25 protein-coding genes are annotated in these 24,400 nt (G+C 59.6%); 15 read left to right on the forward strand and 10 right to left on the reverse strand.

What is annotated here, in order from left to right; all coding sequences use genetic code 11:
• Positions 1–40: 40 nt before the first annotated feature.
• From thpD to IDH44_RS27150, 4 genes are all read left to right on the forward strand, one after another.
• Positions 41–934 carry an ectoine hydroxylase gene (gene thpD / locus IDH44_RS10720; protein ID WP_190917469.1) on the forward strand — a complete coding sequence of 298 codons (894 nt, stop codon included), beginning with the start codon at positions 41–43 and terminating at the stop codon, positions 932–934.
• Positions 935–937: 3 nt separating this feature from the next.
• Positions 938–1,456, forward strand: coding sequence for a DUF2179 domain-containing protein (locus IDH44_RS10725; RefSeq protein ID WP_190917470.1), 519 nt, complete (start codon positions 938–940; stop codon positions 1,454–1,456).
• A 196-nt stretch (positions 1,457–1,652) separates the two neighbouring features.
• Positions 1,653–2,480 (forward strand): CAP domain-containing protein, encoded by an 828-nt coding sequence (locus tag IDH44_RS10730; RefSeq protein ID WP_223869568.1) that lies wholly within the window; start codon positions 1,653–1,655, stop codon positions 2,478–2,480.
• Positions 2,481–2,571: 91 nt separating this feature from the next.
• A complete protein-coding gene (locus IDH44_RS27150; RefSeq protein ID WP_190917472.1) occupies positions 2,572–3,216 on the forward strand; it encodes a 3D domain-containing protein in 645 nt (214 codons plus the stop codon).
• 82 nt (positions 3,217–3,298) lie between these two features.
• Here IDH44_RS27150 and IDH44_RS10740 read toward each other — a convergent pair whose 3' ends face one another.
• Positions 3,299–4,552: a methyl-accepting chemotaxis protein gene (locus IDH44_RS10740; RefSeq protein ID WP_190917474.1), complete on the reverse strand. Its 1,254-nt coding sequence runs from the start codon at positions 4,550–4,552 to the stop codon at positions 3,299–3,301.
• Positions 4,553–4,764: 212 nt separating this feature from the next.
• On the opposite strand from IDH44_RS10740, the gene IDH44_RS10745 reads away from it, so the two are divergent.
• Positions 4,765–5,175, forward strand: a complete 411-nt coding sequence (locus tag IDH44_RS10745) for an O-methyltransferase (RefSeq protein ID WP_223869586.1) — start codon at positions 4,765–4,767, stop codon at positions 5,173–5,175.
• Between the two features lie 54 nt (positions 5,176–5,229).
• On the opposite strand, the gene IDH44_RS10750 is transcribed toward IDH44_RS10745, so the two are convergent.
• From IDH44_RS10750 to IDH44_RS10760, 3 genes are all read right to left on the reverse strand, one after another.
• On the reverse strand, positions 5,230–6,183 hold the full coding sequence (locus IDH44_RS10750) for a TIGR03943 family putative permease subunit (protein WP_223869569.1): 954 nt from the start codon (positions 6,181–6,183) through the stop codon (positions 5,230–5,232).
• Between the two features lie 13 nt (positions 6,184–6,196).
• The gene (locus IDH44_RS10755; RefSeq protein ID WP_397326763.1) at positions 6,197–7,237 is read right to left on the reverse strand and encodes a permease; all 1,041 of its coding nucleotides are present in this window, start codon (positions 7,235–7,237) and stop codon (positions 6,197–6,199) included.
• 144 nt (positions 7,238–7,381) lie between these two features.
• Positions 7,382–7,786, reverse strand: a complete 405-nt coding sequence (locus tag IDH44_RS10760) for a hypothetical protein (protein WP_223869571.1) — start codon at positions 7,784–7,786, stop codon at positions 7,382–7,384.
• Positions 7,787–8,326: 540 nt separating this feature from the next.
• Here IDH44_RS10760 and trpS point away from each other — a divergent pair.
• The gene (gene trpS / locus IDH44_RS10765; RefSeq protein ID WP_190917478.1) at positions 8,327–9,316 is read left to right on the forward strand and encodes a tryptophan--tRNA ligase; all 990 of its coding nucleotides are present in this window, start codon (positions 8,327–8,329) and stop codon (positions 9,314–9,316) included.
• A gap of 26 nt (positions 9,317–9,342) precedes the next feature.
• On the opposite strand, the gene IDH44_RS10770 is transcribed toward trpS, so the two are convergent.
• The gene (locus IDH44_RS10770) at positions 9,343–9,525 is read right to left on the reverse strand and encodes a DUF5325 family protein (RefSeq protein WP_190917480.1); all 183 of its coding nucleotides are present in this window, start codon (positions 9,523–9,525) and stop codon (positions 9,343–9,345) included.
• 132 nt (positions 9,526–9,657) lie between these two features.
• Between IDH44_RS10770 and IDH44_RS10775 the strand changes: the two genes are divergently transcribed.
• Positions 9,658–9,876, forward strand: coding sequence for an alpha/beta-type small acid-soluble spore protein (locus tag IDH44_RS10775; RefSeq protein WP_190917482.1), 219 nt, complete (start codon positions 9,658–9,660; stop codon positions 9,874–9,876).
• Between the two features lie 125 nt (positions 9,877–10,001).
• Here the strand turns inward: IDH44_RS10775 and IDH44_RS10780 are convergent, their stop codons facing one another.
• Positions 10,002–10,985 (reverse strand): metal-dependent hydrolase, encoded by a 984-nt coding sequence (locus IDH44_RS10780; RefSeq protein WP_190917484.1) that lies wholly within the window; start codon positions 10,983–10,985, stop codon positions 10,002–10,004.
• Between the two features lie 121 nt (positions 10,986–11,106).
• Here IDH44_RS10780 and IDH44_RS10785 point away from each other — a divergent pair, with 121 nt between their 5' ends.
• Positions 11,107–11,406, forward strand: coding sequence for a hypothetical protein (locus tag IDH44_RS10785; RefSeq protein WP_190917486.1), 300 nt, complete (start codon positions 11,107–11,109; stop codon positions 11,404–11,406).
• Here IDH44_RS10785 and gerQ read toward each other — a convergent pair.
• Together gerQ and IDH44_RS10795 are read right to left on the reverse strand one after the other, a co-directional pair.
• The gene (gene gerQ / locus IDH44_RS10790) at positions 11,381–11,893 is read right to left on the reverse strand and encodes a spore coat protein GerQ (protein WP_190917487.1); all 513 of its coding nucleotides are present in this window, start codon (positions 11,891–11,893) and stop codon (positions 11,381–11,383) included. The two genes, IDH44_RS10785 and gerQ, sit on opposite strands and share 26 nt — an antisense overlap.
• Before the next feature lie 21 nt (positions 11,894–11,914).
• Complete coding sequence (locus tag IDH44_RS10795) at positions 11,915–12,337, reverse strand: cell wall hydrolase (protein WP_190917490.1); 423 nt, start codon at positions 12,335–12,337, stop codon at positions 11,915–11,917.
• A gap of 234 nt (positions 12,338–12,571) precedes the next feature.
• Here IDH44_RS10795 and cyoE point away from each other — a divergent pair, with 234 nt between their 5' ends.
• A complete protein-coding gene (gene cyoE, locus IDH44_RS10800) occupies positions 12,572–13,429 on the forward strand; it encodes a heme o synthase (protein ID WP_190917492.1) in 858 nt (285 codons plus the stop codon).
• Between the two features lie 65 nt (positions 13,430–13,494).
• Positions 13,495–14,436, forward strand: a complete 942-nt coding sequence (locus IDH44_RS10805; RefSeq protein ID WP_190917494.1) for an AEC family transporter — start codon at positions 13,495–13,497, stop codon at positions 14,434–14,436.
• Positions 14,437–14,442: 6 nt separating this feature from the next.
• Here IDH44_RS10805 and IDH44_RS10810 read toward each other — a convergent pair whose 3' ends face one another.
• Positions 14,443–14,799 carry a toprim domain-containing protein gene (locus tag IDH44_RS10810; RefSeq protein WP_190917705.1) on the reverse strand — a complete coding sequence of 119 codons (357 nt, stop codon included), beginning with the start codon at positions 14,797–14,799 and terminating at the stop codon, positions 14,443–14,445.
• A gap of 60 nt (positions 14,800–14,859) precedes the next feature.
• Complete coding sequence (locus tag IDH44_RS10815; protein WP_190917496.1) at positions 14,860–16,017, reverse strand: MFS transporter; 1,158 nt, start codon at positions 16,015–16,017, stop codon at positions 14,860–14,862.
• Positions 16,018–16,156: 139 nt separating this feature from the next.
• Here IDH44_RS10815 and IDH44_RS10820 point away from each other — a divergent pair, with 139 nt between their 5' ends.
• The 5 genes from IDH44_RS10820 (at position 16,157) to IDH44_RS10840 (ending at position 24,112) form a co-directional block, all read left to right on the forward strand.
• Positions 16,157–16,609 carry a hypothetical protein gene (locus tag IDH44_RS10820; protein WP_190917498.1) on the forward strand — a complete coding sequence of 151 codons (453 nt, stop codon included), beginning with the start codon at positions 16,157–16,159 and terminating at the stop codon, positions 16,607–16,609.
• A gap of 36 nt (positions 16,610–16,645) precedes the next feature.
• On the forward strand, positions 16,646–17,806 hold the full coding sequence (locus IDH44_RS10825; protein ID WP_190917500.1) for a transglutaminase domain-containing protein: 1,161 nt from the start codon (positions 16,646–16,648) through the stop codon (positions 17,804–17,806).
• Between the two features lie 368 nt (positions 17,807–18,174).
• Positions 18,175–19,782, forward strand: a complete 1,608-nt coding sequence (locus tag IDH44_RS10830) for an amidase (protein WP_223869573.1) — start codon at positions 18,175–18,177, stop codon at positions 19,780–19,782.
• A gap of 690 nt (positions 19,783–20,472) precedes the next feature.
• Positions 20,473–22,299 carry a cache domain-containing sensor histidine kinase gene (locus tag IDH44_RS10835; protein WP_190917502.1) on the forward strand — a complete coding sequence of 609 codons (1,827 nt, stop codon included), beginning with the start codon at positions 20,473–20,475 and terminating at the stop codon, positions 22,297–22,299.
• The gene (locus tag IDH44_RS10840) at positions 22,274–24,112 is read left to right on the forward strand and encodes a response regulator (RefSeq protein ID WP_190917504.1); all 1,839 of its coding nucleotides are present in this window, start codon (positions 22,274–22,276) and stop codon (positions 24,110–24,112) included. The genes IDH44_RS10835 and IDH44_RS10840 overlap by 26 nt, the downstream gene beginning before the upstream one ends.
• Positions 24,113–24,400 lie beyond the last annotated feature (288 nt).

The following is a 24,400-nucleotide window of genomic DNA, read 5'->3' on the forward strand; positions in this document are numbered from 1 at the left end:
CTCGCGTTATCGCGAAATATTCTGAGGGAGGAATTCATTCATGTCTGTGAATCTGGAAACGAATGCTGCCGTCGACAAATACCCTTCGCGCATCAGCGACAAGCCTGAGCTGCTGGATCGCAAGGATCCCGTGGTGTATACAGAATGGAAGGAAAGCAGCGGCGTGACGAAGGAGCAGTTTGATTCGTACGATAAAAACGGCTATCTGATGCTCGACAGCTTTTTCTCGGAGGCGGAAATTGCCCAGTGGCGGGCCGAGCTGGCGCGTCTGCAAGAGGAATTCCGCACGAAGCCGAAGGAAGAAGTGATTCGGGAGCCCGGAGGCGACGAGGTGCGTTCGATCTTCGCCGTGCACAAGCAGAATGAAATCTTCAAAAAAGTGTCGGAGCATCCGCGCCTGAAGCAGCTTGTGGATAACCTGCTCGGCAGCGAGACGTATATTCATCAGTCCCGCATCAATTACAAGCCAGGCTTTAATGGCAAGGAATTTTACTGGCATTCCGATTTTGAGACGTGGCACGTCGAGGATGGCATGCCTTCGATGCGCGCACTGAGCTGCTCGATCGCGCTTGAAGACAATTTCCACTACAATGGCGCGCTGATGGTCGTGCCCGGCTCGCACAAAAAATTTATCACCTGCGTCGGCCAAACGCCGGAAAATCATTATAAAGACTCGCTCCGCAAGCAGGAATACGGCGTGCCGGATCAAAACAGTCTGACGCAAATCGTCAAGGAGGGCGGCATTGACACGGCCGTCGGCAAAGCGGGCTCGATCCTGCTGTTCGATTGCAACACGATGCATGGTTCGAACAGCAATATTACGCCGCTGCCGCGCAGCAACGTGTTCCTGGTCTTCAACAGTGTGGAAAATCGTCTTGTAGCGCCGTTCTCTGGCCAACAACCACGTCCGGAGTACATCGCCACCAGGGATTAGTCTATGGTATGGTCGCTCATCGGGACGATTATTGTCATTAATGTCGTCTATGTCTCGACTTTTACGCTGCGTCTGATCCTCGTGATCAAAGGCCGCACCATTGCGGCTTCGCTGTTGTCGATGGTTGAGGTGTTCGTTTACTTGACCGGCCTCAACCTTGTCCTGGACAATCTCGACAATCCCTTTAATATGGCGGCATACTGTCTCGGCTTTGGCATTGGCGTCTACCTCGGCGCACGCATCGAGGAGTATCTCGCCCTGGGTTATCTGGTCGTACAGGTCATCGTCAACGAGCTGGAGGTCGAGCTGCCCAACAAGCTGCGCGACCATGGCTATGGCGTATCTTCTTGGCCGGCCGACGGTCGGGACGGCAAGCGGCTGGTCATGCAAGTTCTGGTGAAGCGCAGCAATGAGAAAAGATTAATGGACACCATTAAAAAACTTTCCCCAAAAGCATTTGTTATTTCCCATGAACCGAAGCAATTCAAAGGCGGTTTTTGGGTCAGAATCACCAATCGCTAAAGCAAAAAACGGACATCACAGCCTGAATCTCAGGAGCGTGTGTCCGTTTTTTTGTTTGTAATTTTCCAATTTCACCATTAAAAAAGATTAATCTTCCAATAATTATGGCGTGAAAACGAATTCGCTTCATGTTACCATGAATGGCGTCGACAACGAAGTCCTTATCACTTTTTATACACACGAGGAGGAATGACCCATGATGAAGCAAAAAACGGTTCGCCGCGGCTTTGCCTTGTTGATGACAGCCGGTCTCGTAGTAGGTGGCACCGCAGTAAGCGCGGCGTCGACCGGCAGCACGCCGACAGCGAATGTGATCGTAAAGCAACTGCAATTCACAGATTCAAATGACCTCGCGCAGCAGCTCGGCGGGCTCGATCTGAACGAGCTGCTGGGACAGCTGCCCTCGGGCGAAGGCGGTCTTGACCTGAGCGGTGTCCTTGGCCAGTTGCCTACGAATGGAGGCGGCCTGGACCTGAACGAATTGCTGGGTCAACTGCCGACGACTGGCGGCAACGGCTACGGAGGCAGTGGGACAGTGGAGGAGACGCAAGACGAGGTTGATACGCCTGCCGTACCGAGCACGCCCGCTCAACCTTCGCAGCCTGCAGTCCAGCAGCCTGCAACGGACAATGACGCAGCCGATACCGCACAGAGCGATAGCGGGTTCGAGGCGGAGGTCGTCCGCTTGGTCAACGCCCAGCGCGCACAAGCCGGACTAACGGCTCTGACCTCCAATGCGGAGCTTGCCGAAGTGGCCATGGCCAAGGCGAAGGACATGGACGCCAATAATTATTTTGACCACACGTCGCCGACCTACGGCTCGCCCTTTGACATGATGCGGCAGTTCGGCATCAGCTTCAACTATGCGGGCGAGAACATTGCCAGTGGTCAGCAATCCCCGCAGCAGGTCATGAACGATTGGATGAACAGCACCGGTCACCGTCAAAACATCATGAGCGCGAACTTTACGCAGATCGGTGTCGCTTATTACAATGGCGAATGGGTGCAAATGTTTATCGGTTAACGCTGACTCATTATTAAAATGCCCGCCTTGTCCGGCACCGTCCGGGCAAGGCGGGCGAATCCTGAGCTGTCCAAGGAAAGGGGAAATTACAATGAAACGATACATAGCAAAAGGCGGAGCTACGTTAATGCTCGCTGCAGCGCTGGTGTGCTCCGGCGCAGCTGCAGCGAGCGCGGCGACGACGCATGTCGTCAAGGATGGGGATACCTTCTGGAAGCTCTCGCGCAGCTACCAGGTTCCTCTGGATCGTCTGATAGCAATGAACGCGCAGTATGATCCGCTGAACCTGTATGGCGGCCTGAAGCTAACGATTCCGGACTCGGCCCAAAAGACGGCTGTCGCGAACACGAACCAAACCGCCCAAACGACCCAAGCCGCGAAAACGGTGAGCGTTAACGGCTCTGCACTGGGGTTCACGAAGGTCGTGCAAGCCAAAGCGAGTGCGTATACGGCGGCCGCGGAGGAGAACGGGGGTTGGGCGGGACTTGATTACTTCGGCAATGCGCTGCGCATCGGCACTGTGGCGGTCGATCCGTCCGTCATCCCGCTCGGCTCCAAGCTGTACATCACCGGTTACGATTATGACGGTCTTCCGACCGGAGGAATGCTGGCGACGGCAAGCGATGTCGGCGGAGCGATCAAAGGGAACCGCGTCGATCTGTTCGTAGCGGATTCGCGCCAAAAAGCGCTCACGTTCGGGTATCAATATGTGAAAGTCTACGTACTGGCCGAGTAAAACGGCTGGAATGTCCAAATCCCCCTTACCGCCGTAAGGGGGATTTTTGCTTCTTGGACAAAGCCTTAACTTCGTCACGATGCTAAAACTTGAAGATTTGAATTGTGCGCTGCAGTTGCACGACCATTTGCTGCATGCGCTCAGTTTCTTCCACGACGGCTTGTACGGAGGCGATCTGCTCGTTCATCGAAGCGGATACCTGCTCTGTGCCGGCTGCGGATTGCTCGGTGATGGCGGAGATGTTTTGAATCGCGCCCGAAATTTTTTGGGCGCTGTCCAGCATCGCGTCGCTTTCGCTGGAGAAGACCGCAATTTGTTCCGTTATAAACTTGACGCTGGTCACGATTTCTTTAAAAATTTCCTCGGAATCCCTCAGCATGACATCCTGCTGTTTGACCACCTCTTCATTGATCTGCATGTTCGAAATGGCTTCCTGTACACCTTGCTCAATACTGCGGACGAGCTGAAAAACCTCTTTCGTCGAGGAGGAGGATTGCTCGGCCAGCTTACGGACCTCTTGGGCGACGACCGCAAAGCCGCGCCCGTGCTCGCCCGCGCGCGCCGCTTCAATCGAAGCGTTGAGCGAGAGGAGGTTCGTCTGCTCCGCCAAATCGGAGATCGATTTGGTAATATGGGAAATGCCTGCGGCTTGTCTGGACAATGCTTCGATCGTACTGGCTACGGCTGCGGTCGCCTCCAGATTGCGGCGCATGCCTTCGGCCTGGCTTTCGACGGCGTCGCGTCCGCGCCCGACGAGGACAAGCGCGCTCTCAGAGCGTGCATTCATCGTTTTGGTGGAGCTGGCGTATGTGGATACCTTTTCTTCAATTTCGCGAATCGATTCGCTCATGCCGGTGACATCCTCGGCAATTTCGTTCGCGCCGACTGCGAGATCGTTGGACGATTGTGTGACCTGCTCCAGCACGGTCTTCAAGTTGGTATTCTTATTGTAAATGCTTCGACTTGTATCCGAGACATGCCGGGTGATGCCGGAGGTCTCGTTCAAAATTTCGCGCAGCTTGTCGATCATGCTGTTGAAGGAATGACCGAGCTCGCCGACCGAAGAGGTGACATCGACGCGTTGCGAAAAATCGCCCTTCGCAATGCGGAAGGCTACGCTGGTCATCTCGTCGATGGACTCGGTGAGCGTACGCTCGACAAGGCGTGAAACAGGGAAAGTAAGCGCTACCAGGATGACGATAACAAGCAGGGCGGCAAGAAAATTGACCCCCGACAAAAGGACCAATGCTAGGATGGAAACGGCGCTTAAAGTCACAATTGCATAGCTACCGGCCAAAATTTTGTTGCGAATCGACAACGAATGCAGCCATTGCATAAGCCTCTTCTCCTTTATCTATGTAGAGTACCCACATTATAGCATTGATGTGCCGGTATGGTCTATTAGTAGTTTTCGATAACGTGTCCCAGGTCCTACGTTTTGTAGCAAAAGGTTGTAATCTACCATAGCCAGTTTTATAATGGTTCTCATGCACTGCATATAGTAGCTTTAACTAATATATAGGTGTACTGGAGGGAATAGACGTGAATATGGAGGGAATGCCGTTGGCGCGCCAGGTCGACATGGTTTTTCGTAAGCTGGAGGAGGAGCTTACCGATGCCGTCGCAGGAACCGTAAGCATATGCATACGCAACAACAGCATCGGCAAGTTTGGCGTTCGGCATAACCCGATCGAGAGCCGAGACGGACACTTGGAGGAAGCGGCCAAAGGAATGAGCGCCGCGCAGGTTCGGGCTTTCCGTCAGATGGCGATCGATGCGCTCAAATTAAAACGAAATTGGACACACGGTGAGATCGTATATGATTTTTCGGTCCGCTCCGGGGGAAGCGGATGGTCGGCGAGTGTGCAATACGAGTCCAACTACAATTCGTCCAGCTGGATCTATCGCAATCCGGGAACCGGAGAGGCCAGCCACAGGTCGTACCGGGGCTTCAAGTAGGCGCGCCGTTCACAAGCGCGTTTGTGAACGGCGTCTGCGCGCGGCGGGCAAACCTCACGGTTCAAACCCGAATTCGTAGTCGGGATAGACGTAAGGCGATTCCGGCGCCGCAATCGGGGCAATGCGGGTCGCCTCCAGAATCATAATTTCGTTGCCGCCGTATTCGTCCAGCCCGAGCCGGCCGGATACTTCGATCCAACTGTCGGCGTCGTAGCTGCCGGCCTCGTCCGCGCGAAGCATGATGCCGTAAGGCAGCGAATCCGCGGAGCAGCAATTCATGGCGAAGCGGCTGACCGCAAGCCAGTCCTTGGGCATCGCAGGCTCGCGATAGACGAAGCCGCTGACCACGACTGTTTTGCCGACGAAGTGCTGACGGTAAAGGTCAAGCGTTGTGAGCGTTTCGATAAATTGCTGCTCCGGCACTGCGATGGCTTGCTCTTGCAGATACAGCTTCTTGGCATGCGCGGCGTAGGTCTCGGTATAGACGTCGGCCGGAAATTTGGCGTCAAGCGGATCTTGCGGCGCGGCAATGTCTTGCTCTGGGACCTCCGGCGCGGCGGTAGGCTGTGGTGTGGCGGCGGGCTGCGCGGCGCGCTCGACGTTGTGCGCCCCGGCGAAGCTGACGCCTTTTTTGGCGGCCAGCGTACTGCCCATGATCGTATCCGGCAGCAAGAACCCAAGCGCCAGCGGGAACACGAACAGGCCGTAAAGGAGCGCGTTTTTCCACAAAGAGGCGCTCGGCGCGTGGTCATGGCCGCAACCGCAGTCGTACGCGCTGCCGGCGCCTCTTCGACCGAGCCACAGCTGCAGCGCGGCGTACAGTTGATAGACGGCGGCGGCATATAGGCCGAGCGCGGACAGCTTGACGTAGCCCGCCATGCGCGGGGCGATATACAGCCCCAGATCCCCGCTGCGGACCAGATGAAGGATCAGCATGGCAAAGCCGGCCAGCAGCAAGCCGCGAAGCAGATGGTGGAGAAGCCGCGATCGTGAGCCTTCGGACATCATGGACACTCCCTTCTCATGTAAAGACTGCAACGTGGAACATATAAGACCCGATGAGCACCAGCACGAAGCACAGGACAATCAGCGTGAGTACGATTCGCGTGCGAAACACCGCCAGCAGCATCAGCGTGTTTTTGAGATCGATCATCGGACCGAAGACCAGGAACGCCAGCAGTGCGTCCGAATTGAAGCTGCCTGCGAACGAGGCTGCCACGAAGGCGTCAGAGGTGGAGCAGATCGAGAGCAAAAAGGCGAAGCCCATCATAAAAATCGGCGAAAGCCAGGCGTATTCGCCAATGCCGCTTAGCGCTTCGCGGGGGAGTGAAGTCTGGATGAGCGCCGTCAGCAACGCGCCGAAAATCAAATACTTGCCCATCTCGAAAAACTCGTCCGAAGCATGCCCTAAAATGGCGGTGAAGCGCCCCTGTGCTCGATTGGCAGGGTGCGCGTGCGAATGATCTGCGTCATGTCCAGGTCCGACGACCTGCGCCATTGCGGACTGGGGCAGGTGCTCGCGCAGCGGATTGCGGCGCATGTAGCGATACAGCAGCAGGCCGATCGTGATCGTGACGGCCAAGGCCAGTCCCATGCGCGAATAGGCCAGCGCAGGCGTGTTGCGAAACGCCATAAAGGTGGACGAATACACGACCGGATTCACAATGGGACCGGCGAGTATGAAAACGATGCCTATGTAAGCTGGCATTCCCTTGCGGATCAACCGGCGCACCACCGGTATCATGCCGCATTCACACAGCGGAAAAATCACGCCGAGCAGGCTGCCGAACAAAACCCCAAGCACAGGCTGCCTGGGCGTCAATCGCTGGATCATTCGGTCGGAGACGAAAACCTGAAGCAGCGAAGAGACGAGCACGCCGAGCAGGATGAACGGAAAGGCTTCCAGGATGAGGCTAAGGAAAATGATTTTGAAGCTGTGGAGCGCGGTCTCGTCAATCGCCGGGATTCGAAGCGGAAGGTCAAACCAAATGACGATCACCATGCCGAGACAGCTCAAGGTTAACAGCGAAGGAGCCAGGCGCAGCAATAAACGCGACAACACGCATCCCACCTTTGCGGATTAGCCGTAATAATTACTAATGTAGTATAGCGTATGCGCAAAGTCGCGTCCATAGGACAGACCCGGAGCAGAAAATGAAAAAAACCGGCTCCTCATCGGGCCGGCTTATCCGAGTAACGCTTTCAATCAAGATTTGAACTTGTAGCTAAGCGCAGTGCGAGCTTGGTCCTTGCGTTTGCGCTCAAGCGCGAACATATCCGAGATGTCGGAGGAAATGCGCGTGCGGCAGGAGGTGCACAGATGACCGCTTCGCGTAGGCCTCTGACACAGATCGCAATGGTCGGCTAAATTGGGATAAGCGGCAATGGCCAGCTTGTTGCTGCGTATCCAGCCTCTGATCCGGACGAGTGGAATTTGGGTGCCTTCCGCAAGCTGTTCCGTTGTGGCGTCGCGATGCCGCAAAAGGTAGCGCTCCAGCGACTCCAATTGTCGATCCATTTCCGCAGAACAGTTGCCGCACAGCTGTCTAATGTTTTTCTGATAGACCTTCCCACACTCCGTACAATGATCGACGCATAGTTCGCTCAGCATAGGGCACCTCGATCCTGGTTCTAATGGCCCAAGTATAGCATAATCGATTAGAAAAAAATACCCTTTTTTCGCCGATTCGAATCCAGTCCCTTTGGCATGCTTGGAGTTGGTGCTTGACATTTTGACTCGCATCGTTATAATCGGGATAATGGCGCTGACAGGAACAAGTAAGCGCGGAACACTCGCTGCAGAGAGCCGGTGTAAGCTGCGAACCGGTGCGAGCTCCGCTGCCGAATGGAGCCTTGAGCCGAGCGGCGGACCTTTCCATGGATGGGCTTCGCACCGCTCCGTTTTGCCTGCGTTACAGGCGCTAAGGCTCGATCCGCCGCATGGCGGCATCCGAGCGAATAAGGGTGGCACCACGGTCCCTCGTCCCTTGCGGCGGGGGATTTTTTGCGTTTTGCGGCAGCTACGCGCCAGCATGGGTGGAAGCTACGCGCCAGTATGAGTGAAGCCGCGCCGCGGTACGAATGAACATATGGCGAAAATGCAAGAGTGATCGAAATGCGTTGGAGTAACGAAGCCAAAGGAGGGCAAAAGATGAAACGCGTATTATCGGGCATCCAGCCGAGCGGCCAACTGACGCTGGGCAATTATATCGGCGCGATGCAAAATTTCGTCAAGCTGCAGGATGAGCAGGAATGCTTTTTTATGGTGGTAGACATGCATGCGATTACCGTCCCGCAGGAGCCAAAGGCGCTGCGCGAGCAATCGGAGGCGGTGGCGGCGCTGTTCATCGCGGCCGGCATCGATCCGGTCAAGTCCAGTCTGTTCATGCAATCGCATGTGCGGGCGCACGCCGAGCTGGGATGGTTGTTCACCACGCTGGCTTACATGGGCGAGCTGGAGCGAATGACGCAGTTCAAGGACAAGTCGGCAGGCAAAGATTCGGTCGGGGCGGGGCTGTTCGTGTATCCGACGCTGATGGCGGCGGATATTCTGATCTACAACGCGGATCTGGTGCCGGTTGGAGACGACCAGAAGCAGCATCTGGAGCTGACGCGCGATCTGGCCGGTCGGTTCAACAGCCGCTACGGCGACTATTTCAAGGTGCCCGAGCCCTATATTCCAAAGACCGGGGCCCGCATCATGTCGCTGGACGATGCCGGCAAAAAAATGAGCAAAAGCAACCCCAATCCGGGCAGCTACATCGCCTTGCTCGATCCGCCTGACGTCATACGCAAAAAAATCAGCCGGGCAACGACCGACTCGGGCAGAGAAATCCGCTATGATCCGGCAGAGAAGCCGGAGGTCAGCAATCTGATCAGTATCTATGGGCAATGCGCCGGACTGACAGTAGCGGAAGTAGAAGCGCGCTACGAGGGGCAAGGCTACGGTCCATTCAAAAAGGAACTGGCCGAGCAGGTGGTGGCGGTGCTGGAGCCGCTGCAGGCGCGCTATCGCGAGGTCCGCGCCTCTGGCGAGCTCTACGACCAGCTGGCGAGCGGCGCGGAGCGCGCGGCAAAGGTGGCCGATCAGACCTTGCGCGACGTTAAGGAGCGAATGGGCTTCCTGCTGCCCCGAGCATAAAAAAGGCTATAGAACTGAAGCGCCGTTCAGGAGGACGCGCCGCCGCTTCGGCGCTGGCGCGCACGCACGATGAATCCGGCGCCGATCGTCAGCATCGTCAGGACAAAAAACAATACGGCCAGCCAGCCGTTGTAACTGATGGAGACGGCAGTCGCGCTCATCATGAGAACGGAGGCGAAGGCAAACAGCAGCGAAAGGCCTTTGGACATGACGTAACCCTTCTTTCACTTTTTTTTTGAAAAATCGAAAGGATGAAGCATATTCTCCCGGACTTCGAATCATAATAAGCTTGCAAGACGAGCTCCACACACAAAAGTGCAGAGAACGAAAGGAGAATTCGCATGGCAGGCTCATCCCGCAACAGCAATACACTGGTGGTTCCGCAAGCGACTCAAGCTTTGCAGCAAATGAAAATGGAGGCTGCTCAAGAACTGGGCATCCAAATCCCTGCTGACGGATATTACGGCAACTTCGCTACGCGCGACGCAGGCTCGCTCGGCGGATACATCACGAGAAAGCTGGTCCAAATCGCGGAACAGCAGCTTGCTGGCCAACGCTAATTCCGGTTAGCGCAGGCAATGCATGATATACGGCTCCGACGTCATCATAGGCGTCGGAGCCGTTGTCGTTGTCCGCGCATGCTTGAATCGCCCATCCTATATTGTGAAGGATGGGCGCAAGGCAGTCAATAGGTGCACATCTGGACTTGACGAGCCCGGCGGCGCCGGCTGTGCCAGCCGACATAGCATCCGACCGGCTGCAACGCGCTGTCGAGCAAGACACGCGCGGCGAGCGGGTATTGTCTGTCTCGGCGGTAGCGCACATCGATCCAGCACACCTCATATCCCCAGCTGAGCGGTGTGACCCGGGCGCAATGGAGCGTGGTAAACGACAGGAAGGCCTTGACTTCCGGGTGTTGGGCGGCAGCTTGGGCGGACGGCTCGTCCGAACAATTGAGCTCGTCTGTCCAGACCAGTATCTCTCCGGTCCATTCGCCGATTAGATAGCCGCCGTCGGGACGGCATTTCACGACATGCCACCTCCGCAGCGAAGGAGTCGGCAGCACCACATAGCGCAGTACCTGTCCGCCCCCGGGATCGAGACCGGGCAAGCGCTGCGACAGACGCCGCCGCTCCGCCAATCGCCAGATCAGATAGACGCCAATCGCAATATACAGCAGCGGCAGCAATACGTCGGCCGGTGTGCCGAGCAGCGTCCAGGCGAGCAAGGCTGCGGCATGGCCGCCGAACAACAGCGGGTCGAAGCCCGGAAGGATGCTAAACGCATAGCGCTTGCGCCTGGGGTAGAGCAGTCTGACGCCGTCGTCGTTGCACAGATCCAGCAGCAGATGCGAAAGCACGGCGATGAAGGTCCAACCGGCCAGCGCCGGCAGTGGCAATGTGCCGCCCCACAACGCTTGCAGGGCAAGGGCGATGCCAAGGCTCCACAGCGGGGCCGCGGTCAGCGCGTGCGAAGCGCTGCGGTGTTGGCGCAAATAGGCGGCTTTGCTGCGCAGCCGGGCGAGACAGTCGAGGTCCGGGGCCTGGGCGCCAAGCACGCTACCGGCGATCAAGCCGGCTGCGATGCCGGGGTGTCCGGCGGCCAGCGCCTCCGAACCCGCCCATGCGCCGAGTCCGAGTCCGACCATGAGATGCGAGCCAGTATCCATGGAGCTTTCCCTCCCGCGAGCGGCCATGTGTGTTATAATGGCCTGTATTATTATAGTAGGAATATGATTTAGTATCGGCCAATGGCATCGAAAATATCAACGCGGGCGGGGAGTGGGGAAGATGTACATTTGCTTTGTTGAATACCGTATTGCACAAGATGCGACGGAGGCTTATCTGGAATGGATTGCTCCGCGTGCGGAGCGGTATGAAGCGCTGACGCTGCATGAGGGCGTCGGGCAGCAGGATCTGTATGTGGAGGTATGGACGATGCAGACCGAGGAGGAGGCGCACCGCATCCGGGAGGAGCGGCGCAGCGCGCACTCCTCCTGGAGCGAGATGAACCAGTGGGTTGCCGGCGTCCCGGCTCGCGTGCAGGCCTGGGTGTTTCGGCCGGTCAGCTTTGGCCGTTCATCGGTGTGACGTTGGAAATGACGCCGCCCTGGAACGGGTACTCGTAGTTGATCGGTTCGTCAAAGGTGATGTAATCGAGGTTGAGCGTCAAGAGCAGATAGCGCATTCCGGTGGCGGGGTCGCTCAGAATAATGTGGTCACGGCCGGCCGCCTCGATGACGCCTTTGAAAATTTTGGCGTTCCACTCGCGGTTGTTTTCGTAGGTCATGTAGACGGTCGCTTTTTTGCCGCGATTCATGCGGAGAATATTCTCAATGTACGATTCTTCCGTCATGGGCCCGACGATCGTCGTGCCGCCGGGCGTCACCATTGCCCCGCTCGGCACGTTCGGCGGCATCATCGCTTGCTGCGCCTGCATGCCCATCGCATGGTTCATCTGCGGCGCGCCGTACATGTGGGCAGGGCCGACCGATTGTCCCATTGTCTGGGCGCTTCCGTATCCGCCGCCGTAGGGCGCGTACCCGCCTTGTGTGTTGCGATAGCCGTAGATCGACATTTCATTTTCCTCGCTTTCGTTCTAATATACGTTCGGACAGTCCTCGGGCGTCGGGGCGAAGAAGCAATGTGCCTTGTAACGTCCCGTATTGGCCTGGTCGTACCAGGTGGCCGGACAGCCGCCGGCAGGCCGGAAAAACCACAGCGCGTTGCTGGCCGGATGCTGACGTTCGCCGTTGATGACGCGTTTGGCGAGTCGAACCTCGCTGTCGCGGGCGCGTTGGTAAAAGTACGATTTTTGCGTCGCTTCAAAGCCTCCCGGACTTTGAAAGACCATCTGCGGAATCGAGCGAATGTCGCGGAAATCGATGCAATTGCCGCGTACCCGATTGACGCCCACATTGCCGACCATCAGCATGCCGAGGTCGCCTTCTCCCTCCGCCTCCGCGCGCATCAGCCGAGCCAGCATTTTCGTGTCATTGGAATTCGTTTTGATGACAGCCATATGCGGTCGGGTTCACATCCTTTCTTTCGGGTCCCATGAATTCGAACTGGGCGAATGCCACATCCTTAGTGTATTGCGGAAGGGCCCAAAGGGTTCCGGCGGACATGTCAATCTGATGAACAACGGCCGCATTGCATTGTCAAAGCGCGGTTTTTCCGGTATGATTGAAATCAATTGTCGAATTTGGACGCGCTCTACACACTTGCGTATGGACGGTAAGACTGGAGGCTCAATGTGTTTAAGGATTTCGTAGCCCTTACGAAACCGCGCATCATTCGTTTGAACCTGGTTGCGGGGTTTGGCGGATTTTGGGTGGCTTCCCGATGGGATATCGATTGGATGCTGCTCTTGTATATGCTGATCGGCTCCGCGCTGACGATGGCCAGCTCTTGCGTCATCAATAATTATTGGGATCGCGAGCTCGATACCAAGATGGCCCGCACCCGGGACCGGGCGCTGCCCGCAGGCCGCATCAAGCCGGCAGTGGTGCTGCTCTATGGACTTGTGCTCGGCGCAGCCGGGCTGGCGGTGTTGTTCCTGCTCGTCAATCCGCTTACGGGATGGCTCGGCTTGCTCGGCATGTTTGTGTATATTGTGATCTATACGATGTGGCTCAAGCGCTCGTCTACCTGGAGTACGTCGGTCGGCGGCATCTCCGGGGCGATGCCGCCCGTGATCGGATATTGCGCGGTCACGGATACGGTGGACGCCGGCGCATGGATTTTGTTCGCGCTCTTGTTTTTGTGGCAGCCGGCGCATTTCTGGTCGCTGGCTATTCGGCGGGTTGAGGAATACCGCGCTGCGGGCTTTCCGCTGCTGCCGGTCGTCAAAGGCATCGACCGAACAAAATGGCAGATGATTCCATATGTTTTGCTGCTTATTCCGGCCGGGATTGCTCTTTATGCGTATGGCTATGTCGGCTATTTTTATCTGGTGCTCTCTGTGGCGGGCGGGCTGGTCTGGCTGTGGCATACGCTGCAGGGGATGCGGGCCCGAGATACGGAGAAGTGGGCCAAGACGAACTTTATCATTTCGGTCAACTATTTGATGGTGCTGTTTCTGGTCATGGTTCTCGACACCCTCGGCAGCTAAAAAGACAAGCCCGGCGCAAATGAATTGCGACCGGGCTGTCGAAGTGAAAGCGAGCGCGCCTCAACATGGATATTTTTTGGCATGTGCTGATGAACAATTTGCTCCCGCTCTCGGTGATGATTGCGCTTGGCGTCGTCCTGCAGCGGGCTTTTTCGTTGGATATCAAGACGTTATCCAAGCTGAACTTCTATTTGTTTTCGCCGTCCATTATTTTTAATTTGCTCTACACCACCGACTTGTCGGTCGCGATGGTAGGCCAGGTGCTCGTGTTTTTTGTGCTCTTCATGCTGCTGCAATACGGCGTGCTCGAAATTCTGGTGCGCGCAAGGGGATATCGGGGCGGCATGCGGGCGGCGGTGCGCAACAGCGTCTTATTCTACAATAGCGGCAATTATGCAATTCCGCTCAATCAGCTGGCCTTCGGCGGCAATCCGTATGCGCTTTCAGTGCAGGTGCTGATCATGATGATGCAATCGCTCATTCCCAATACATACGGCATATACGCGGTCAATGCGCACCGCAGCGACCTGCAGCGCATCATGCGGACAATCTTGTCGATGCCGGTAATCTACGCCATCCCGCTCGCCTTTGGCCTGCGGGGACTCGGCGTCGAGCTGCCGGTCTTCATCCATGCGCCGATCGGCTATCTGGCGGATGCCTTCATCGGGACGGCGCTGGTGACGCTCGGCGTCCAGCTCGGCAGCATGAAGTGGCAGATCAAGGGTCCGATGATGACCGATCTGGGCCTGGCGATCGCGCTGCGCCTGCTCGGCGGACCGCTGCTGGCCTGGCTCGTCGTGATGGCGCTCGACGCGTGGGTGATGGACGTGCCTGCGCTGATGGCGGCGGCGCTCATCGTCTCCTCGTCCGTGCCGACCTCGCTCAGCAGCGTGCTGCTGGCCGTCGAGTTCGACAACGAGCCGGAGTTCGCTTCGCAGGTCGTGTTCCTCTCGACGATGCTTAGCATCGTGACCGCCACCGGCGTCATTTATTTGCTGCAGGCGTAGGAAGGGTCACAGCGGAGGATAGGAGCCGGGCTCGGGGTACAGAATGTACGACTCGAGTCCGGCTTTTTCGAGCTGTTCGATCAAGTATTCGGGGGGCGTGCCCTCCACGCCGGGATAGCCGCGCCGCGTGTACATATGATGAGCATCGGGAAAGGCATCGCTGAGAATGCCGCGGATCTTGCGTCCGGAAGCGTCGTTGTCCATGAACAGATAGACCTCGCGGTCTCCGACCTGCTTGAGCAGGCGCTCGACCTGACGCGTGCCCGGCGTGCCGAACGTGCAGTGAACGGGTACTTGGGCGTCCAGCACCCGGCGCAGCCGCGAGCGGTCGTTTTTGCCTTCGACGACAATGGCGATGTCGATCTCCATAGCGGATTCACCTCATCTCTATTGTACATCGAACAGGCCTGGAACACGAGCGGCTCAGGTCAGCCGCGTCCGGCGCGCGGGGTCGCGATACAGGCCGAGCGGCATGGCAATCGAGGCGATCATCAGCACGACGAAGGCGATATAATAGGGCGAGAGCTCGCCGCGCAGCTGGCCGGCCAGCATCGGGCCGAGGAAGGCGCCGATGGAGAAGGCGATCGACAGCAGCGAGAAGGTGCGGCCGTAGCGCTTGCCGCCGCTGAGCTCGATCAGCAGCGAGCTCAGCGCGGGGAAAATGATGCCCTTGGCCATGCCGAGCAGGAGCAACAAAACGGCAAACGGAATCGGGGAGTCGACGGCGAGCATAAAATAGGTGAGCGCCAGCGCGACTGCGCCCCAGAGCGAACGGGCAAACGGCGAGTAGCGGTTGAGAAACAGCATGCTCAGCGTCACGAGCGCGCCGAGGCTGACGACGGAGAACAGCAGCCCGGTCGTCATCATCGCGTCGGCGGTGACGGCCATCAGCGGCAATTCGAACGACAGAATGCCCTGGGCGCAAGACATCGCGATCGGCAGCAGATAGATGAGCCAGGGAATCGCGGTCGGCGGCTCTTCCGGCTCGGGCGACGGCTTCGCGCTATGCTCTGCGTGTGAAGGGGGGGAGCTGCGCGGCGCATTGCGGATAAAGAAAAAGGCGCATAGTGCGGTAAAGACCAGAATCCACCCCAGCGCATTAAAGGCTTCGGTGAAGCCGATGCGCGCCACGAGCAGTGCACCCGCAGCGGGCGAAATGACCGAAGCGAGCGTGTGGACGAGGCCGTTGCCGGCCATCAGCTTGCCTTGCTTGAGCGGGTTGTGGCTAAGGTTGGCGAGCAGCGCCATGCAGGCGGGCGAGAGAAAGGCGAGCACAAAGCCGCTGATCGAGCGCAGCACGAGCAGCTCCCACGGGTTCGTGACATGCGATTGCACGAGGAGGATAATGCCCGCCAGCAGCAGGCTGAGGACGATGAACAGCCGGCTGCCGAAGCGGTCGACACTGTAGCCGGCAATCAGGTTGCCCGGCAGATGCGTGATGGAGTAGATCCCCATCATGAGCCCGATGAAGGAGGGCGCGGCGCCGAGCGACAAGGCGAACGGCGTCAGGATCGGGTATTGCGCATGCAGGTCGAAAAAGGCGACGAACAAAAACAAGTAGAGCCAAATTGCAGTTTTCACGTGCGTTCCCTCCAGTCGTACAAACCCTATACTTAACATTTACGTGGCCGAGGGACGGGTTATGCCTTTCGTTTACGGCGCGTGCGCGCTGGGTTATAATGAGGAAGATGGCAAAGATAAGCTGATGGGGGATTACGTGATGGACTATAATTGGGAGACATGGTCGCAATTTTTTCAAGAAAACTGGCTGGTGCTGCTGGTCGCCCTGGTGGTGTTGTTCATTGTCGTCAATGTGGTGAAGACAGTCATCAAATGGGTCATCGTGGCTGTTATCGTGATCGCGATCGTCGTATATAGCGGCTACAATCTGGAGGATCTCAAGACCAAGTTCGACGATCTGAAGGAAATGAGCACGCAGGTGGCGGACTCGGTCCGGCAGGAGGCCATGCAGGCGATGGCCGGCGAAATGACGGATGCCACCTATACAAGCGGGGAGGACGGCTCGTACACGGTCCGCACCGACAATCTCCAACTGAGCGGCCGGATCGGCGACAACGAGGTCGCTGTCATATATCGCGGAGCTCCGCTGGGCAAATGGAAGATCGATGCGACGATTCAGAGCCTGATCGAGCATTCCAGGCAGAACGGGTAGGAAAAAGCATCGGCAACGAGAAGGGGAGGAGCGTCGATGGCGGAGTGGGGTAACGCGTTGACGGCAGTCGAGCCGGTAGCGCTCGTCGTGCTGCTGCTGCTGGCCGTCTCGCTCGTGCTCGGATTTTGGCGCGGCGCCTCCGGCTCGGCCAGGCGGCTGCTGCATTTCCTCGCGGATACGCTGGCGGCCGTGGTGGCGCTGCTCGCGGCGGCTCGAATTGCCGTGTGGCTCTCCCCGCTCGTCCGGCAATGGCTGGTGAATCGGGAGATCGCGCCGCCGGAGCAGGAGCTCAGCGCGCTGGAGCGGGCGTGGCATACGCTCGTTACCGGCCTGCGCGATTTTGAGCTGCTGCGATTCGGGGCGCTGATGCTCGTGTTCTATGTGGCCATTCGGTTATTCCTGGGCCTGTTCACGCGGCTGCTGCCCCCGCTGGATCCGATCCAGTCGGCAGCCGGCTCCGAGGCGCGCGGGCGCGCGGCGCAGGTTCGGACGCTGGCCGGCCGTGCTGCCGGCGCCCTGCTGGGGCTGCTGCACGGCGCATGCCGCGCGCTAATCATCATGGCGGTGCTGTTCGTATACGTGTCGCTCGCGCCGGGCGGACCGCTGGCACCGGAGATTCGCAGCTCGCCGCTCTACCGCCAGGCTTCGACGACGCTGCTCGAGCCGCTGGCCGGAGGCATGATCGCCGATCGCGGACCGGTGCTGGCTGAGGCGGTGCAGTCCGAGTTCAGACAGGTGCTCGACCGCCGCTATGAGCTGATCGACTATGCGATTCCGGAGGAGGTCGACGCGGCCGCGGCACAGATCACGGCCGGGCTGGAGACCGAGGAGGCGAAGGCGCGGGCGCTGTACGATTGGATCGGCACGCGCATCGCTTACGACTGGGACAAGGCCGACGCTTACGAGGAGCGCGGCGAGTGGCGGGAGCAGACGCCGCAGCAGACCTTCGACACGCGCACGGGCGTATGCATCGACGTGGCGAGGCTGTATGCGGTGATGGCGCGCAGCGCGGAGCTCGAGGTGCGCGTCGTGACGGGAATGGGGGCGGACGGCCGCGGCGGCTACGGGCCCCATGCCTGGAACGAGGTGTACCTCCCGGACGAGCAGCGTTGGGCGCCGCTTGACGCCACTTGGGCGGAGTCCGGGGACTGGTTCGACTCGCCGGAGTTCGAGCGGACGCACATTCGCGAGACTTGATCTGTGCAGGCAGCATGACACGAGCCGTCCAGGCGGGAAAGCGACGCCACGCCTACAGCGGCGAAGGCAGAAGGACAGCCTTCGCCGCTTTTTTGTTGCGCTTTTTTAGGGAACGATTTGCGTGTGTGCGTCGATTTATTATTTTCAAGTTATATTAATTAACGTTATTGACGAATATTTTTTTGTCGAATCTAGTATAAGCGACTTAATTTGTTATATTATCTAACATTGTTATTGACGAGGTCATATATTCGCGTATTAATAGAGAGAGGAGGTCGTACATACCGAGCTAGAGTCTTCCTAAATTTTGGGGGAGGATGCAGACCGAAGTCATTATCTTTTGAACCGGGAGAGGAGCATGAATCGATTTGAAAACGCGCGGCATGGCTGATGTGAGGCGGATGGTGCGGGCCCAAACAAGATGGACGATAATGCTTGTGCTGGCGATGGCGGTCGGAGCTGGAAGTGCTTCGATTGCGGCGGCGGCGCCTTTTGCGTATGAAGAGATGACAGTACGTCAGCTTCAGGCGGGGTATGCGGACGAGACATACACGGCGGAGGAGGTCGTCGAGGCGTATCTGGCGCGCATCGCGCAATACGAGCCAAGCTACAACGCCTTCACGTTCATGAACGAGGACGCGCTGGAGGAAGCGCGGGCGTACGACCTGCTGCGCGAGTCCGGCGAGACGCCGGGAGCGCTGGCCGGGGTGCCGATCGTCATCAAGGAAGCGGTCGACGTGGCCGGATTCCCGACGACCTTCGGCTGGGCGCCGCTGAGCGAGGAATTGGGCGGCATCTCGCTGATGCCCGAGCGCGACGCGCCGGTCGTCGCCCGGCTCAAGGCCGCAGGCGCGATCATCCTCGGCAAGACGAATATCCCGGCCTTCAGCGCCGACGGCACGCGGGCCAGCTCCAGCTGGGACGGCGACACGTACAATGCCGTCGACCGCTCGCTGGCGCCGGGGGCCAGCTCCAGCGGGACGGCGATGTCGGTCTCGGGCAACTTCGCCATGCTCGGCATCGCGGAGGAGACCGGCGGCTCGATTCAGAACCCGGCAGCTGCGCAAGCGCTGGTCGGCATCAAGCCGACATTTGGCCTCGTGCCCAATGCAGGCGTCGTGCCGCTGGCCGGCAGCACGCGCGATGTGATCGGGACGCATGCGCGGACGGTCTACGATGCGGCGCTGATGCTGGACGTCATCGCGGGCTATAGCGTAGAGGATGCGAAGACGCTCGCTGCGATCGGCAATATGCCGCGCGGCGGCTATACGTCCAAGCTCAACAAGTCGGAGCTGTACGGCAAGCGCGTCGGCCTGTACGGCCCGGGCTGGCGCGAGCAGGAGCTGACGGCGGAGACGCAGGAGCTCTACGACCGCGCCATCCGGGAGCTGGAGCGCCAGGGCGCGACGGTCGTCACCGATCCGTTCGCCGGCACGGGCTTCGCCGCCTTCGTCGAGGAAGCGGGCTCGGTCGGCCTGGAGTCGATGATCTACGACATGGAGCAATACTTGAAGCGGCTCGGTCCGAGCGCGGCGATCGGCTCGGTGGAGGAGCTGATCGAGATGACCGGCGAGACGCCGTCGCTGTTCGAGCGCTACGAGGAATCGCTCAAGGATCCGGGCGCGTACCCGGACTTGACGAATTTCACTGCCGTGCGGACGAAGTACCTGGCCTACATCGGCGACGTCATGGACAAGCATCGCCTGGATGCGCTCGTCTTCCCGCAGATGTTCAAGGAGACGCCGCAGCTCGACAGCGAGGACCGGATCGGCGCGACTACGGTATCCGAGATCAATATCGCGGGCGTGCCGCTGGTCACGGTGCCGGCTGGTTATTACGAGAGCGGCTCGCCGTTCGCGCTCGCTTTCTTCGGCCGCATGTGGAGCGAGGCGGAGCTGCTCGGCATGGCGTACGACTACGAGCAAGCGACCAAGCTGCGCAAGGCGCCCGTGCTCGTCGAGGTGAGCGGGGAATAGCCGTCTTTTTCGCCAGCGAACGGACGGATGACGCGGGCACTTTGCGTGAGTCAGCGGTTTCCTGGGACGCCGAGCGCGCGTGCTTGTGAGCGCCGTGCGCAGCATATAATTTAAAAACAAGCCGTCTGCAACTACAATTTGCGGGCGGCTTGTTTTGTTCAATATTTCGAATGGTGCTTCGGGTGAGATGTGTCGTATGAGTGACGGCTACCTCGTGCGGAGGTCCGTATGACGGTATGCCATTGCACTCCGGTCCGCGCGCAGCACCCAGCGCGGGGTCCGGCGGCATGACGGCGGTCGGACGACCACATGCGATGTTCGGCGATAAGCTGGCGTCAAGCTGATCCATGCGACTTCCCCTTGTGAGCAGATTCGTGAGTGGGTTCACAATGCGACCGCTTGCTGGTTGTACTTGTAATGGACATGAGAGACGCTTAGCGGGGGTTATGAGCCGTGGAGGTAGCCAAAATGACCGCTAAGCGTCGCTGGTGTCCGTTAGAACTGCCCCGCGCCGTCCCGGTCGCTACGAGTGGCGCCGCTTGCGTAGCTGCAACGCGCATATGGTATGATACAATCGACATCAACAATTCCACTATCGAGTAAGCGGCGATCTCGGCCGGAGAGCATAGAACGCGCGACCCTCTCCGGGAAAAAACGATAGCGCCGCGCGGAAGGGAGCCTCGACGCACGATGCTGTACTCGCTCAAAAGTCGGCTCATCGCCTCGTTCATCGTGCTGTTCGTACTCTCGTTCGGGGCGATGTCGGTGGTGCTGTTCAACGAGGCGCGCTCCGTCATCCGCTCCTATATCGAGTCCTCGGCGCTGGAGAAGATGACGGAATACGGCTCGTACATCGAGATGGTACAGGCGCAGATCTACGATATCTCCTCGCTCGTATTCAACAGCGACATTACCCGCAGCTGGGACAAGGCCGTCTCCCGGCCCGATCTGAGCGAGGGAGAGAAGATGCTGCGTCATCTGGAAATGAGCGACTTCCTGACGCGGGCGACGAACAGCTACTCCAGCGTTTCTTCGGTCACGCTGTATCGGCAGCAGGGGCTGTGGGTCGGGGTGGAGGATCGGATCGTCGAGGAGGACGATTTTTTGCGCGCATCTTGGTTCGGAGATTTCATCGCGCGCCGCGAGCATTGGGTGCCGTCGCATGTCGATCCGGTCGAGCTGCGCGGCGGCAGCGCGGAGCCGGTCGTCAGCATGCTGATGCCGATTGGCACGTTCCAGCCGGCGCTGGCGCGCACGGTCATGAAGGTGAACGTGAGCGCCGATTACTTCCTGGAGCCGCTGGGCCGCATCCATCTGGGTGAGAGCGGCACGATCTATCTGCTGGACAAGCAGGGGCTGCCGCTGCTGTCGCAGTCGAATTATCGGCCGGCGGCGGATATGGCCGTCGCGGTGCAGCGGGCGGCGGGCGGCGCGCAGCGGGAGGGCGTCGTTGATCTGACCGGAGAGGGCGGGGTCAAGGAGATCCTCGTCTACAAAAAGCTGGCGCGCACGAACTGGATGCTGGTCGGCTTCGTCTCCGAAACCGATCTGTACGGCTCGCTCTTCCGCTTGCGCGATACCGTCGCCGTGCTGGCGCTGCTGCTGCTCCTGCTCTCGATCGGCGTCGCGATCTGGCTGTCGCACGGCATCTCGCGGCCGCTGTCGCGACTCGTGCCGGCGATGCGGCACGTGCAGCGCGGCGACTTCGAGGAGGCGCGGCTGCGGCTGCCGCCGGCGGGCAGCGTCCGCAACGAGGTCGGCTTGGTAACGGCGACCTTCCGCAACATGGTCGATCGTCTGCGCCAGCATATCAAGACCGAATTCGAGCTCAAGCTGATGCGCCAGCAGGCGGAATACAAGGCGCTGCTGATGCAGATCAATCCGCACTTCCTGTTCAATACGCTGGAGCTGATGAGCTCGCTGGCGATGCAGCGGCGCGCCGACGACAACGTCCAGGTGATCGAATCGCTGGGCCGGATGCTGCGATTCTCGCTGCGGATGAGCGATGATCTGATCCCGCTGGCCGACGAGCTCGCCTACGCCCGCGAATATGCGGCGATCCTGACGGTGCGCTTCGGCGACCGGCTGGACCTGACGATGACGGCCGAGCTGCCGGAGCCGAGGCGGATCATGATCATCAAGTTCATCCTGCAGCCGCTGATCGAGAATGCGGTCAAGTACAGCTTCGGCGCGGGCGCGGAGGCGACGGTCTGCGTGCGCGTGGTCCGCGTCGACGAGCGGCGGCTATCGCTGACAGTGGAAGACAACGGGCCGGGCGTCCCGGGCGAATTGCGCGAGCGTCTGCTGCAGCAGGCGGCCGAAGCGCGGCTGGACGATCTGCTCGTCAGCCGCAGCCGCCAGATCGGGCTGGGCAATGTGCTGTCGCGCTGCAGGCTGTATTATGGGGCGCTATTCGAGGCGCGTATCGAGACGAGCGCGCTCGGCGGCGCCCGGATCGAGCTGATCGTACCGATTCAGGAGGTGAATGCGGATGTACCGCGTATTGATCGTGGATGACGAGCCGGAGATCCGGATGGGGCTGCGGCTCAAGGTCGACTGGGAGGCGCTGGGGCTTGAGGTTGCCGCTGAGGCGTCCCACGGCGAGGAAGCGCTGCGCGTGCTGGAGCAGACGGAGGTCGACATCCTCATTACGGATATGAGCATGCCGGTGATGGACGGCCGGCTGCTGATGGATACATGCCGGGAGCGCTACCCGCAGCTGCGGCTGATCGTCGTCACCGGCTACGAGGACTTCGAGTATGCGCGGGCCGCGATTCGCAATCAGGCGCGCGACTATCTGCTCAAGCCGGTCGCGCGCAGCGAGCTGGCCGCCGTGCTGGAGAAGGTGAAGCGGGAGCTCGACGAGGCGCGTCAGGCGGTCGCCGACCGGGCGGCCGAGCAGTGGAAGCTGTCGCAGTATTATGTCGAGCTCAAGGAGCAATTCATCCTGCACGCGGTGAAGGGCGCCTTTGAGCGGGAGGACGAGCTATTGGCCCGGGCCCGGCTATTCGAGATGCAGACGTGGCAGCAGGAGCGGGTGCGCTTCGTGACGGCCGGGATGCTGTCTCGTCCATCGGACCCGGTCGACGAGGGTGGGCAGGCGCGCGACAAAGGCGCAGTCCGCGGTGGGGGCATGGCAGACGCGCCTGTCTTCGGCTCTGGCAGCGCCGCGTCTGCGAAGCGTGACGACCAGTTGCAATGGTCCGCGGGACTGTGCGATTCTGCTGCATTCGCCTCCGCCGCAGCGGCAGGTCAAGCTGCGGCGAATACCCGTGCCGAAGCGGAAGAGGGCGCGACAGAGGGCGTGGTAGAAGGCACAGACGCGGCGAGGGGGTTGGCCGGAGCGAACGGCTTGGCCTCGTCGGCTCGCACGCCGGACAAGTTCCGTCTCGCCTTCGAGCTGCTGTGCCGCGAAACGGCCGCGCAGGCGGGCATTCGGGCGCTGGCTTATCGCGATGCCGGCTATCCGGGACTCATGCACTTCATTGTTCGCGACGGCGCGGCGCAGCGGCAGCTGGAGGAAGCGCTGCGCCGCCATACGGACGAGCACCTGGGGTTCGGGTTGTCGGTCGGCATCGGCGAGCCGGTGCTCGGCTACGGGCAGTGGAAGGAAGGGTACATGTCGGCGCTGCTCGCCTGGAGCATGCACGAGAGCAGCGCCGTCAGCGGCGGCAAGCTGCAGGATCAAGGGGCCGCGCTCTCCGAGGAGACGCTGCAGGTGATGCGGCGACTGCTGCAGCGCGGCGAGCTCGAACGCTACAACGAAGCCGTCCTGCAGGAGCTGCGGGCGGCGGCCGCGCGCTCGCGCGGCCATCTCGTCAAGACGATCCTGCAGCTCTATCTGGTGCTGGATGCGGAGGCGACCGCAGCGCATGTGCGCCCAGGCAGCGGCGAGCAGCTGTGGGTGCGGCCGGAGATGGCGCTCGCGCTCGACACCCCGGACAAGGGCGCGCGCTTCCTCGCCGCGCTGGCGCGCCGGATCGCCGAGGAGCGCCGTGCCGAGGCAGGCGGAGACGAGCAGTTCCAGATCGGTGAAGCGCTGCAATACCTGGAGGACAATTACATGTACGATCTCAATCTGCCGATGCTGGCGGAGCGCTTCAACTACCATCCGACCTATTTCTCGGAGCTGTTCAAGGCGCGCACCGGCAAGACGTTCATCCAGGCGCTGACAGAGGTGCGGATGAAGCACGCCCGGCAGCTGCTTCGGCAGACGGAGCTGGGGCTGTGGGACATCGCCGAGCTGACCGGCTTCTCCAATGCCAGCTACTTCAGCGCCAAGTTCAAAAAAATGTTCGGCGTCTCGCCGTCGGAGTTCAGGGGCAGCTAAATAATATGCAGGTGAGGTCACGAAGCGAAGGCCAGCTCTGGAAGTGCGCCCGCTGTAACGGACAAGGGAGCCGCCTAGCGCCGTTTTTCAGCTCCCTTCACGGTCTAACGGACATGAGAGGCGCTTAGGGGGGATCATCGTCCTTGTAGCGGACCCAAATAACCGCTAAGCGTCGCTGGTGTCGCTGGTGTCCGTTAGGATCGCGCATGCGTCCAAAGATGCGCCCAAGCCGCTGGTCTCCGTTACAGCTGCCGCCCTCTCCGTCCGCTTGCGCCGCCGATCTGAAAA

Origin of the sequence: Paenibacillus sabuli (genome assembly GCF_014705605.1) — a bacterium.
Lineage (GTDB): Bacteria > Bacillota > Bacilli > Paenibacillales > Paenibacillaceae > Paenibacillus_D > Paenibacillus_D sabuli.

Bases quoted from the DNA above. Each gene is read 5' to 3' on its own strand.
- thpD (WP_190917469.1), top strand. From the start codon at position 41: ATGTCTGTGAATCTGGAAACGAATGCTGCCGTCGACAAATACCCTTCG.
- IDH44_RS10725 (WP_190917470.1), top strand. From the start codon at position 938: ATGGTATGGTCGCTCATCGGGACGATTATTGTCATTAATGTCGTCTAT.
- IDH44_RS10730 (WP_223869568.1), top strand. From the start codon at position 1,653: ATGATGAAGCAAAAAACGGTTCGCCGCGGCTTTGCCTTGTTGATGACA.
- IDH44_RS27150 (WP_190917472.1), top strand. From the start codon at position 2,572: ATGAAACGATACATAGCAAAAGGCGGAGCTACGTTAATGCTCGCTGCA.
- IDH44_RS10740 (WP_190917474.1), bottom strand. From the start codon at position 4,552: ATGCAATGGCTGCATTCGTTGTCGATTCGCAACAAAATTTTGGCCGGT.
- IDH44_RS10745 (WP_223869586.1), top strand. From the start codon at position 4,765: ATGGAGGGAATGCCGTTGGCGCGCCAGGTCGACATGGTTTTTCGTAAG.
- IDH44_RS10750 (WP_223869569.1), bottom strand. From the start codon at position 6,183: ATGATGTCCGAAGGCTCACGATCGCGGCTTCTCCACCATCTGCTTCGC.
- IDH44_RS10760 (WP_223869571.1), bottom strand. From the start codon at position 7,786: ATGCTGAGCGAACTATGCGTCGATCATTGTACGGAGTGTGGGAAGGTC.
- trpS (WP_190917478.1), top strand. From the start codon at position 8,327: ATGAAACGCGTATTATCGGGCATCCAGCCGAGCGGCCAACTGACGCTG.
- IDH44_RS10770 (WP_190917480.1), bottom strand. From the start codon at position 9,525: ATGTCCAAAGGCCTTTCGCTGCTGTTTGCCTTCGCCTCCGTTCTCATG.
- IDH44_RS10775 (WP_190917482.1), top strand. From the start codon at position 9,658: ATGGCAGGCTCATCCCGCAACAGCAATACACTGGTGGTTCCGCAAGCG.
- IDH44_RS10780 (WP_190917484.1), bottom strand. From the start codon at position 10,985: ATGGATACTGGCTCGCATCTCATGGTCGGACTCGGACTCGGCGCATGG.
- IDH44_RS10785 (WP_190917486.1), top strand. From the start codon at position 11,107: ATGTACATTTGCTTTGTTGAATACCGTATTGCACAAGATGCGACGGAG.
- gerQ (WP_190917487.1), bottom strand. From the start codon at position 11,893: ATGTCGATCTACGGCTATCGCAACACACAAGGCGGGTACGCGCCCTAC.
- IDH44_RS10795 (WP_190917490.1), bottom strand. From the start codon at position 12,337: ATGGCTGTCATCAAAACGAATTCCAATGACACGAAAATGCTGGCTCGG.
- IDH44_RS10805 (WP_190917494.1), top strand. From the start codon at position 13,495: ATGGATATTTTTTGGCATGTGCTGATGAACAATTTGCTCCCGCTCTCG.
- IDH44_RS10820 (WP_190917498.1), top strand. From the start codon at position 16,157: ATGGACTATAATTGGGAGACATGGTCGCAATTTTTTCAAGAAAACTGG.
- IDH44_RS10825 (WP_190917500.1), top strand. From the start codon at position 16,646: ATGGCGGAGTGGGGTAACGCGTTGACGGCAGTCGAGCCGGTAGCGCTC.
- IDH44_RS10835 (WP_190917502.1), top strand. From the start codon at position 20,473: ATGCTGTACTCGCTCAAAAGTCGGCTCATCGCCTCGTTCATCGTGCTG.
- IDH44_RS10840 (WP_190917504.1), top strand. From the start codon at position 22,274: ATGTACCGCGTATTGATCGTGGATGACGAGCCGGAGATCCGGATGGGG.